The 11,563-nt window shown below is 33.4% G+C and carries 10 protein-coding genes; all 10 read right to left on the reverse strand.

Translation table 11 applies throughout. The features are described 5' to 3' along the window. Positions 1 to 4: 4 nt before the first annotated feature. Positions 5 to 1,306 carry a site-specific integrase gene (locus AAYQ05_RS20740; protein WP_343545179.1) on the reverse strand — a complete coding sequence of 434 codons (1,302 nt, stop codon included), beginning with the start codon at positions 1,304 to 1,306 and terminating at the stop codon, positions 5 to 7. Between the two features lie 756 nt (positions 1,307 to 2,062). Then, entirely contained in the window at positions 2,063 to 2,506 is a 444-nt protein-coding gene (locus AAYQ05_RS20745; protein WP_343545180.1) for a hypothetical protein, read from the reverse strand. An 82-nt stretch (positions 2,507 to 2,588) separates the two neighbouring features. Beyond that, the gene (locus AAYQ05_RS20750) at positions 2,589 to 3,323 is read right to left on the reverse strand and encodes a hypothetical protein (RefSeq protein ID WP_343545181.1); all 735 of its coding nucleotides are present in this window, start codon (positions 3,321 to 3,323) and stop codon (positions 2,589 to 2,591) included. A gap of 247 nt (positions 3,324 to 3,570) precedes the next feature. Next, positions 3,571 to 3,804 (reverse strand): hypothetical protein, encoded by a 234-nt coding sequence (locus AAYQ05_RS20755; protein ID WP_119789077.1) that lies wholly within the window; start codon positions 3,802 to 3,804, stop codon positions 3,571 to 3,573. Between the two features lie 435 nt (positions 3,805 to 4,239). Next, entirely contained in the window at positions 4,240 to 4,905 is a 666-nt protein-coding gene (locus AAYQ05_RS20760) for an HAD family hydrolase (RefSeq protein ID WP_343545182.1), read from the reverse strand. Between the two features lie 79 nt (positions 4,906 to 4,984). Next, a complete protein-coding gene (locus tag AAYQ05_RS20765) occupies positions 4,985 to 5,995 on the reverse strand; it encodes an NHL repeat-containing protein (RefSeq protein ID WP_343545183.1) in 1,011 nt (336 codons plus the stop codon). A 106-nt stretch (positions 5,996 to 6,101) separates the two neighbouring features. Beyond that, complete coding sequence (locus AAYQ05_RS20770; protein ID WP_343545185.1) at positions 6,102 to 7,685, reverse strand: MFS transporter; 1,584 nt, start codon at positions 7,683 to 7,685, stop codon at positions 6,102 to 6,104. Position 7,686: 1 nt separating this feature from the next. After that, the gene (locus tag AAYQ05_RS20775) at positions 7,687 to 8,736 is read right to left on the reverse strand and encodes an HlyD family secretion protein (protein WP_343545187.1); all 1,050 of its coding nucleotides are present in this window, start codon (positions 8,734 to 8,736) and stop codon (positions 7,687 to 7,689) included. An 87-nt stretch (positions 8,737 to 8,823) separates the two neighbouring features. Next, positions 8,824 to 10,179 carry a TolC family protein gene (locus tag AAYQ05_RS20780; protein WP_343545188.1) on the reverse strand — a complete coding sequence of 452 codons (1,356 nt, stop codon included), beginning with the start codon at positions 10,177 to 10,179 and terminating at the stop codon, positions 8,824 to 8,826. A gap of 271 nt (positions 10,180 to 10,450) precedes the next feature. After that, a complete protein-coding gene (locus tag AAYQ05_RS20785; RefSeq protein ID WP_343545189.1) occupies positions 10,451 to 11,272 on the reverse strand; it encodes an AraC family transcriptional regulator in 822 nt (273 codons plus the stop codon). Between the last annotated feature and the right edge of the window lie 291 nt (positions 11,273 to 11,563).

Genomic DNA, 11,563 nt, shown 5'->3' on the forward strand with positions numbered 1-11,563 from the left:
ATAGTTATTCATTTTTTTGATATACTTTGGACCATAATTCTTTTAACCTCATTGCATATTCTTTAGGAGATATTTTAACATAATCTAAAAATTGCTTTTCTGTCTTATGACCAGTTATCTTCATAATTGTAAGTGTGTCAATTTTTCCATAAAGGTTTGTTGCAAACGAACGTCTACAAATATGTGATGTAACTAATTCGTATTTGTGATATTTTGCGCGGACCTTTCTGCTTACTTCATTATTATTGCCGTCAAGAACTTTAACCATCTTACTTCCTTCCACTTTTTCGGTAAAACCAACTTTTTCCGCAACGATCTTAATGTAGTCATTAAAGTTTTGGTCAGAAATCTCTCGTGGTAAGTTTCCATTTCTCTTATCCAAAACTTCTTGCACATCTGGGTGTATTGGTATTACTACAGGAATTCCAGTCTTAAAATTATTGTTTTGAATAAAGCCATCAACGTAATCTTTCTTCTTAAGCTGTAAAAAGTCCGAGATTCTCAATCCAGTCCACAAACCAATTATTAACCAATCACGGGCATTATCTAAATATCCGTTTGGCTCAAATTGGTGTTTTTTTATCTTCAAAATTTCAGTTTCATTAAAATAGATATCAATTGTTTTGGCTGAAGGAGCAACAAACTCACGGCTCTTGTAATCTTGATTTACTCTATAACCATAACTTTCAGCTGACTTCAAAAAGGCTTTAACATTAGCTATTACACCACCAATAGTATTCGGACCCAATTTATCCACATCTGTTAGATAATCAATAAAATGAGTATGAAAAACTAAACTTACATCATCAAGTCTAATCCTTGAGCCTATATGTTTTTCATAATCCTTTAATTTATTGACCGAATTGTTGTAATCTTGAAAAGTTCTTATATCCAATTTTTTTCCTGTTCTTGGATTTATACGGTTTTTGGATTTTTCAGAATAAAAATCTCCAAAATCGGTTAAGAATATTTCTTTATCAGTTGAGTCAGATGTTGGTTTGTTATGAAACTCCAGAATGACATCTTTCAACCATTTGGTATTTATAGTTTTTCCTGCATGATTATCTATACCATATTTTCTAACAATAAGAGACTTTAGGTCGTTTAGTTGTTTATTTGCGATATTTCGATAATCATCAGAATCATGATTAGATTTGACAGTTTGCTTCGCTTTACTCCAATGCCTTTTAAAGACCACAATTGATGTTGGTACTTCCAAGTCTATTTTAGCTTCTTTGAACCTTACATAAATCATTGCAGGGTCTTTTGCTACTTTTTCGTTTATTCTGTAATTGATGGTTGCCATATATTACAAATATAAATATTTCCCCCATATTTCCCCCAAAATAATTATGTTTGTGTGAGTTTGTGTATGATTTAAAAATATCATTACTCATTAAAACCCTTTAAATAAAGGGGTTTACAAATATTATCGTCATACAAAATTACACACAAACATAAGGATTCGAATCCTATTATCCGCACTTTTAAGAAGCTTCTGAATCAGTTTTTCAGAAGCTTTTTTGTTTTTATTACATTTTATTTTTACTGTTAAATACATTTCAAAACAGCATTTACACGTTTTCGAAAACCTGAATTTTACATTTGTAAACATCGTTTTAAATCTGTAATTTTACTTAACTTTCTATAAATCTGGAACTATTGAATTTATAGAATATAAAAATCAATTTCTAACAGACGACACAACCAATTGAAATGTCGCTAAAAACAGATAAATTATGTCAAGAATTTTTATGGCAATGGGTTTAACGCTCGCTTTCTTCGGTTGGGTTTTATATCACCTTATAATTAAAAAGGACTTAAAGAAAAACTTAAACAATATGTACCTCGGATTTTTTTTCATAGGAACTTGGGTATTATTCTACTTTTTTATTGTTGAGCTTTTTTAATATCAAATCCACGCTACAAAAGCATTCTCATAAAAAAAGCTTCTGAAGATTTTTCAGAAGCTTTTTTGTTTTTACTAATATTCAACTAATTTTACCCTAAAATTTAAAATTAGTTTAAATATTTTCTGCGTTATAGTAGCGGCAATAGTTTTTTATTTAGAAGAATAACCTAAAATATCAAACTTCTTTTTATTTGAATTATATTTTAATCTCACATTAATTTTTTGAGTTCCATTATTTAATATTAAAACATTCTCTGCTTTGGAATCTCCAAAAGGATAATTTAAGTCCTTATTTTTAACTTCAAATTTAAATTTAGAGTTTTGCTTTTTTAATTCACTTATTTTTTCCTTTAGACCTCTTCCAATAAATACAATATTTCCAGTAGAATCTATTCTTGATAAATCATTCGTAGTTAATTCTTTTCCAACATTCAAAATTTCCTTTGTAGCCGTTTGACTTTCGCAAGAAACAAAAAAGACAAGAATAATAAAGCTAAAACATATCTTTACTAAATTTAGTAAAATCTTTACTAACTCATTAACATCACCGTCTAATTCTTCTTCCTTTTTATATTCTCCGTTAATGCTATCCATTTCTCTTTCTAATTTGAACACTTGTTTATTTTAATCGGTAACTCCAAACAAGCTCTGTTCGCGTATTTGTGTTTTATTTTTTCTATTTTAATTTTACATTTAACCCTCCAAAAAAACCTATTTGAAAAGTTTTATTAAAACTTTGCTGCCATTGCCCTCTCATTTCATACGGTCTTGCTCCGCAATATTTTTCTACCAATAAAGCATCCGAATCGTTCACATATCCAAAACCATTGATATAAGCATTTGCACCTTTATGCCAATCGTACCTATCCCACCAATAATGAATGATTGTTCCTGACAAAACAAAATTATCTTTCCTCCTAGTAACTGTAAAATTACCTTTTGAAGTTATTGTACTTGTACCGCAAACATAATACAATTCGCGAAAAATGCCCCCAGTAAATTGGCGCTGAAATTCATTAGTATACTTTGCAGAATCTCCTTCTTTTGTTAACCTTTTTTCAAAATTCTCTAGTCCAAGTCTTTCTTCAAAACGTTCAATATTTACATTCTCAGCAACAACAACTTCATTGTTGCCTCTAAGCCATTTAAAATCTATCGTTTTTGTAAATCCTGAACCATCCAACCACCATTGCAAACAATCTGCTGCCATATTAAAATTTCTTTGTCTGGCTTTTTCAATCATTTCAAGATAATTCTTTTTTAACATTAAAGCCTTTTCTTTATCCTGCAGTTGAAGGTAGAAACTTCTAGCTTTTGAACTTCCTTGCTGATTCCAAAATGGATCTCCAAATAATTTTTTATATTCTAAAGGATCTAAATCGGTTTTTACTTTAAAATCACTTTCATTCATAATTATTGTTTTATAAGTAAATATTTACAAATATATGATTTTAAAATTCTTTTATTAGTTATTTTTTTGTTTAAAGCCATATCTCAGAATAGGTTAACACAACAAGCATCCATCTTGACGAAAGGAGCTTTTCAGCATCACCAACAGGTTGTACACTATGAAAAAAATTGCGGAAATCACTCTGGAATTTTTTGTCGGTTTTGCTTTTGGTTTCTCCTTTCGTCGAAATGAAGATAATTTCTTTTACTTAATCAACATCTAAATAAGGGTCGAGAACTTCTGCTAATTTATTGAGCCAGTAAAAATTATCTTCAAGATTATTGAATTCGGTTTCCACAGTTTCGCAACCCCTAATGATACTTAAGGAAAGAATATAATTTACTTGCCGTATAGCTCTTGCCATTTCATCAGAATCAATTGTATTTGTAAAAAAATCCTTTAATCTAATTTCAACTTCTTTTGAAAAATGATTTTTGCCCATATTTTTTAAATTTAAATTATTGCAAAAATCCTTAGAACTTAATTTCATTTGACCCCATATATGCGTTCAACTTTAATTATTTTTTTCTTATAGAAATCAATTTTCGGCTAAAGCCTTTCCCTTTTTAAACATAAAAAAAACTCCAGCTAAAGCAGGAGGCAATTCATATAGTTTTATTATTAAACAAAGTGAATCTGTGCAGTTTGTCATTTCGACGAAAGAGAAATCTTCGTGAGAAGCTCGACACAGATTAACACATTACTTTATGGAGCTACTTGTGGGGATTTGCTTCGCCTATTCGCTATCGCTCGAGTCTTCTTCGTCGAAATGACAAGATTGTGGTTACAATATGAAAAAAAACCTTTGTCAAAGTTTAAAACTTTGACAAAGGTCTCTCGTATAGTATTTTTGGTCCTGATAGCTATCGGGAGGAATTTATTTTTTGGAATTTAATATTTCAATAATCTTATCAACATTAATCTCACTATAATCATTAATATAAAAATCGCATGGCGGAAGCTGTTCTTTTGTATGCGTGCTCAAAACGCCCACGACTTTCATTCTGGCATTTAATCCTGCTGTAATTCCCGAAAAAGAATCTTCGAAAACCACACAATCAGAAGGAGAAACTCCAACTCTTTCTGCTGATTTTAAATACACTTCTGGATTTGGTTTATGAAACGTTACGTCTTCTGACGACATCATCGAATCCATTTTTTCGCCTAGCTTCAAAGCATTTGCAATCAAATCAAGATTCGCACGAGGCGCAGATGTTGCAACTGCAGTTTTGAAACCACGAGATTTTAGCTCGTTTAAAAAATCCATATAATGTGGAATCGTTTCGACTTTGTCTTTGTAGATCTCACGAAACATTCCTTCTTTTTCGTCTTCTAATTTTATCAGTTCTTCTCCCGCAATTGGGCGTTTGAAGAAATGAGTCATGATATAACTGTTATGTTTTCCGTACATATGTTCTTCAAATTCTTCTTTCGTGTACGGAATATTATATTTATCGAAAAACTTTTCAAAAGCGATTACATGATGCGGATTTGTATGCGAAATCACGCCATCCATATCAAAAATTACACATTGCTGGCTCATATACTTGTTTTGTTATTTTATTATCTTCAAATATACTGAATCGCTTTATCTACCTCTATTATATAAAATTAAATTTTGATTATTTTCGAGATAATTTACGTACGTTAATTCCGTTTTTTCTATTCTCGATCATAATAAGATCCCCATTTTCATCAAAAGCGATTCTTCCTATATTAGAGGTTAATGCTTCACCAACCAAACCATCTTTATATCCGCTAGGCCTATCACCTTCTCCTAATAAATATTTCCCTTTTCCGTCAGGCGTAATTTGTAAAATATTATTATTAGATGTTGATATGTATATAATGTCATTTTTATCTATAGCCAACCCTTGTGCGTCTTCTAAACCTACATACGGCACATAGACTCCATCTTGTTTTACCGTAATTTTAATTGTAGTTACAAGTCCTTCTGGTGTTATTTTTCGAATCCCTTCGGCACCAACATTTTCTTTCATGTATAAATTACCCCTACTATCCTTAGCCATAAACTGCGCAGAACTAAAACGTGCCTCTTCGCCTTTACCATCATTATGTCCCCATGCATCAGGTTTTCCAGCTAAAACAGTTGATGTTCCTTTTGGATTAAATTTTAATATGGATGTTGCATCAGAAATATACAAATTATCCTCTTTGTCAATAAGAAAACCAAAAGCCTGGCGTCCCATTTCTGCTTCTGTCAGATAAGTAGTCACTAAGCCGTCTGGAGTAATTTTTCTCAAAGTTCTATCATGAGAACCTGAAAAGTATATATTTCCTTTAGAATCTGTATTTAAATCAACAATTGTTGTAAAAACAGCTTCTTCGCCCTGTCCATTTACATCTATCTCACTATATTCTCCAGATCCAGCAAGAACTGATACAACGCCATTTTTATCTACTTTTCTTATCTGATCAGATTCAAAACTTCCTACATATATATTTCCATTTCCGTCAATAGTCAATGCTGTAGGAAATAAATCTCTTGGCTTAAAGACCCCTGCCACAACAGTACTTACTTTATCATATTGAATAATAGCTACATTTTCATTGTCATCACTCGAACAAGAAATCATTGTGATAGCAAATAGAAAGAATATAATTTTTCTCATAGGTTCTTAAGATTTTGGATTTGATTTTGAATTAGTTAAAACAAAACTAATAGAATAATCTTTCAAAAAACATTATTTCCAATAAAAAAACTACAATTTAACTTTCTTACCCAATCCAAATTTTACTTTTAACCAAAGTCATCGTCTGTCTCAAATGCTGATTGCACGCAATAAGAATTATCAAAACCAATAAACCGTAACCTACAATGGTGTAAATCTCCATATCGGCCAACAGAGTCGACTGTTTGACAATGCTTCCAAAGATCTTTTTCATAGCTAAAACATTCGCATTATCTGCGGAATATCCTTTGGCAATAAAACTCTGTGTAGCATTTGCAATGTTTTGCTGTGCTTCGGGATTTTCGCCAGTCACAAATTGACTTAGTTTCAAAAAGTGTTTTTTGTTTAAAAATACTGTTGCATTCTGCATGACGCAAAAACCAATTGTACTTCCCCAAAAACGTCCAGAAACGCCCACAATTCCTGAAGAAACCGCCATATTTGCAGGAACCGAAGATGTAGTAAAGAGAATTAACGGAACAAATAACAATCCAACTCCGATGCCCTGCAAAAAGTACGGAACAATAATATCTGACAAAGCCACATCGGGCACAAATAGAAACGTAAACCAAAAATGATACAAGGCAATTAGCGAAAAACCAATCAGAAAAATGATTTTGGTCGAAAGCGATTTCATCAAGAAAAAAGCCGCCAAAACCAGTCCGATAATATTTCCGAGTCCGTTAATGTATTGCACACCCGCAACTCGGGACGGATCCCAATTCCAAATCGAATACATCGCCGAATGGCAAAGACTCAGCGTTGCTCTGCTGATGTAAAACAAGAAAAATAATAAAAATCCAATTCTCAGATTAGCATATTTAAAAACTTCAAAATTAAAAGTTGGCCTTTTAACCAAAAGCTCTTTGAAGATGAACAAACCTCCCGTAATAAGTGCCGTAATAAGCATTAAAACCATTTGAGAAGATTCGAACCAATATTTTTTCTCGGCATACACAAAAAAGTAGGCACCGCAAAGAATAGCTGTTAAAACCAAAAAATAGCTCATCCAGTCGATTTGATACAACGGAATTTTCTTTGTTGTTCGGTGCCCACGAAAAGTAACCAAGATTAAAAAGACATTTAAAACCTGCAGTCCGCCCGAAACATACAGCATGTATTTCCAGTCGTAATGATCCAGAAACCAAACCGCAATATTCATAATAAAAGGCGTAGACAACAGTAGAGAACCATAATAAAAGGAAAAACCAATTATAATGGCATTTTTAGAATCAAACTGCTCAATAAGCAATTGTCTGATGGTAATGGCAGGAAGCGCCATTAAGATTCCTTCGGCAACTCTCAGCAATAGAAAAACCGCAAAATTATCGACATAACCCGACGTTATAATCGTAACTCCAATTAACGAATAAACGCCCATGAGGTAATTTTTGGCAGGAAAAAAACTCGAAAATCGGCTTTCTATAAGAATTGTAGCCAGCAGAGTTCCATACGTAACGCACATCGCGTACTGCAAATCTTCGGGCTCGATGTCCAGAAAACTTGCCGCATACGTTACGTTTGACGTATAAACTCCCAATAAAATCATGGAATGCAAAAGACAAACAAACAAAATCGTAATGATTGCCCATTTTGGAACCCATGATTTAAAAATACTTTTATCTTCCATTTTAGTGTGCTGCGATCACAGTAATATTCATTCCCGCTCTTAAAAATTCGGCTTGTTTGTCGCTGTCTTTCAACTGAATTCTAACCGGAATTCTTTGTTCGATTTTTACGAAGTTACCCGTTGCATTATCTGGAGGAAGCAATGAAAATCTTGCCCCGCTCGCTGGCGATAAAGATGCTATTGTACCAACAAAAGTTTTATCGCTCAAAGCATCGGCTTTAATTTCAACATCTTGCCCCACGGTTAAATATTGCAATTGGGTTTCTTTAAAATTGGCCGTAATCCATTTTTCTTTACTTACAATTGATAATAAAGACTGACCTTCTTTTACCAATTGTCCTGGCTGTAAAGTTCGTTTTCCAACCCAACCGTCATAAGGCGCTGTAATTATGGTGTACGAAAGAAATAAAGCAGCATTATCTGCAACAGCTTGTTTGGATGCAATATTGGTTTGCGTTGTCGGAACATTTGCTTCGGCAACAGAAGTGCTCAAAGCAGATGAATGAATTCTATTTTTCATTTCCTGAAAATGCGCCTGAGCCGACTCGTAATCTGCCTTTACTTTCTCTAATTGCTGAGAAGTTGCGGCTTCTTCGCTTACCAAAGCTTTGTATCTTTCGTATTCTAATTTGGTTTTCCAAAGATTCGATTTCGCAGCTTCTAACTGCGCTTCGTTAATCGCTGTCGCACTTGCCGTATTTATAGCATTTTTCTGCGCCACAACGCTGTTTTGCTGCGCGTTTTGAACATCGGCAAGAGCCACATTCAATTTTGATTTATATTCACGATTGTCAATTACAACCAAAGTATCTCCTTTATGCACAAACTGATTTTCGTTAAAACGAACTTCCTGCACATAACCCGTAATACGCGACATAATTGGCGTTACATATTGTTCGACTTGCGCGTCATTAGTCTCTTCGTGATTTCTGTTGAACACATAAAACCAAATTCCTAAAATAACACCGCTTATAACAAGCACACACGCAATAATTGTTATTAGTATATGAAACGTTTTATTTCTTCTAGTTTCATTTTTTATCTTAACCATCTTTTTCTTTTCTCTTTAACTTAGTTCTTTCTAAAAATCTTTCTTCTTGTCTCTTTCTTCTTAAGGCTTTAGCCCAGTCTTTCACATCTAGCTCTGCGGAAGCATTCCAGCCGTATGAAGCAATTCGTAATGTTTTAAAACCGCATCCAATCGTGTAGAAATTTTGTTGTATTTCGCTTGAAGCAAAGCATTATCGGCATCAACCATTTCGGTAATTAAAACCAGCTGATTTAAGTATTTCAGCTTTACAATACGGTAATTTTCGTCAGCCAAATCCAGTGCTTTGTCCACAACAACAAACTTTTCAAGAATTTCCTGATACTGCGTATGTTCTTTATACAACTTGTCCTGAATTTCCTCTTTTACAATTTCATTCTGCATTTCCTGCCATTTAATTTTGGTGCTCGCCTGCTCCATTTTGGTTTTATTTTTATATAAAGACGAAAGATCAAAAGTGGCTTCAATACCAACTTGTCCTAAAGTATACAGATACGGATTAGGTGGAAAGAATTTATAGTTTGGATAATAAAAACCGTAATTCCCAAAGAAATGAACACTTGGCAAATAATTCCCTTTTACCATTTTTAGTTCGGTTTTACTGATATTCAGCTCCTGACTAGCAATACGCATTTCTTCGTTTTGCAAAGCTTTATTCATATAAAAATCATACGGATCCAAACCATTCATTTCGTCCAGACTCGACGTTGTATCAATCGCAATTTCTTCGTTTTCTGGAATCTGGATCAGCGTTTTCAGATCGTGAAGTGCGATTTTAATGTTTTTGGAGTTAGTTAACGCATTCAATTCGCGATCTGAAAGCTGTAATTCGGCACGAATAACTTCGTTTTTCGTAACCGTTCCATGTTTTTGAAGCGACTGTACTTCTTTCAATCGGCTTTTTTCTTCTTTGATGTTTTCTTCGAATATTTTCTGAAGTTCCATCATTTTATAAATTGCCAGATAGTTTGCCACCACTTCAAGCTCGATATCATTTTCGGCCTTTTCGGTTTTTATTTTAGCTATTTCGCTTTCCTGATTGGCAATTTTGATGGCATTATTGATCTTATTTCCAGCGTAAATTGGCATTTTAAAAGTCGAATTGACCTCATAAATTTCAGGAATTGCCGGTGTAACTTCTTTGTCTTTTAAAAACCCGCTTCCTTTGAATTCGGTAATATTCGTAATTCGAGAATACATACCGTTTAACTGTACGTCTGGCAGTCGGAGTTCTTTTCTTTCTTTGATATTCTGCTCTGAGAGCGTGACCTCCAATTGAGATCTGAGGATTTTTTTGTTGTTTTCTTTAGCTAGCTTCAAAGCTTCTTGCAATGAAACAGTATGAACTTCCTGCGCTTGTAAGCCATTGAATGCTAATACAATTAAGAATAACAGCAGGATTCTGGGAAAACAATCGTCTGTAGAATTTGTTGTTTTAAGGAACATGAATAATTAAATATTTGATGCTGCAAAGTTCCTTCATTTTTCTGGTGACTGATAATTCTAAAAAGCCAAGAACATATTCATTTCAGACAAATGTTAAAATCGTGTTTTCCGAAAAAGTTATATTAAAACATTGAAAAACAATTTATTACAAAATAGATTTTGATTGTGATTATTTTTTGATTTCTCCTGCAGATTTGGCAGATAATTAATGAATTAAAGAATTAAAGTAAAAATCTGCACAATCTGCACAATCTGCGAGAGAAAAAACAAATCATTTGCTTTCTAAAATCTCCTCACCGTTTAAGTAATCGGAAGGTCTTTGTCCTAAAATCTTGAAGAATGTGTTACTGAAAGTCGGAACGCTATTGTAACCAACTTCTTCGGCTACCTCTTTTACCGAAAGTTTTCTTTCTAATAAAAGTTCGATTGCCTTTAAAATTCTTCGAATCGTATAATATTGAATAAACGACATGCCAAGATCTTTTTGAAACAAGCGATACAAAGAGCGTTCGCTGAAACCAAATTCATGAGCTACATCGGCAAACAGAATTGTTTCTCCCAGATTATTTTCAATATAACGAAGAATCTTTCCAAGTCGCTTGTCTTTTGGTTGTGGCAATTCTAAAGGAAGATTATTGGTGCATATTTGCGGAAGAATCGCTTTTATCGCTTTGGCAATGGCAAAGTTTGGAGTTCCTTTTTTAAGATCACCGTTCCATCGATTGGTAAAAAGCATCATTTGCAGCAATAAGTTATTAACGGGATAAATTCCTTCTACTTTATAAAAGTCATCTTCGTCTTTTTCTACCGGAAAATACAGATTTCGCATTGTCACACTTTCCGATTTCGGCTCAATGCTATGCTCCACTCCACTCGGAATCCAGATAAAATGTCTTGCTGGCAAAAAGTACGTTTTGGTTTCTGTAGTCACAAAAACAACATCACCTTCCGCATAAAGCAATTGCGCTTTAATATGCCTGTGTGGCGGAATAAATAATTCACCCATCAAATCATGGTGACAGTATATGCTTTTTTTATCAGCATCTACTTTCCTGATATAATATTTATCGAGTTTCTGACCAGAATGTTCCATTGGTGTTTAATACAGCGGTTTTTTCGTTATATTAAAGATAAGGAAATTAAATTCCAAATTTCAATTCCACAACGTTTGTCATTTCGACGAAGGAGAAATCTCCGTAAGTAGCTCCGTCGCTATAATCCAATCTTTGTGGAGCTTCTTGTGAAGATTTCTCCTTCGTCGAAATGACAAATCACAGTGAATAATACAAAACTTTGCGGTTAAATACTGAGTCGTCCTAAAATAGATTGACAGATTTTACAATAAAAATTTATATTAACCAGTCAGGTTTTCTTGGCTGGTTTT

Source organism: Flavobacterium movens, from assembly GCF_039581425.1.
Classification (GTDB): Bacteria; Bacteroidota; Bacteroidia; order Flavobacteriales; family Flavobacteriaceae; genus Flavobacterium; species Flavobacterium luteolum.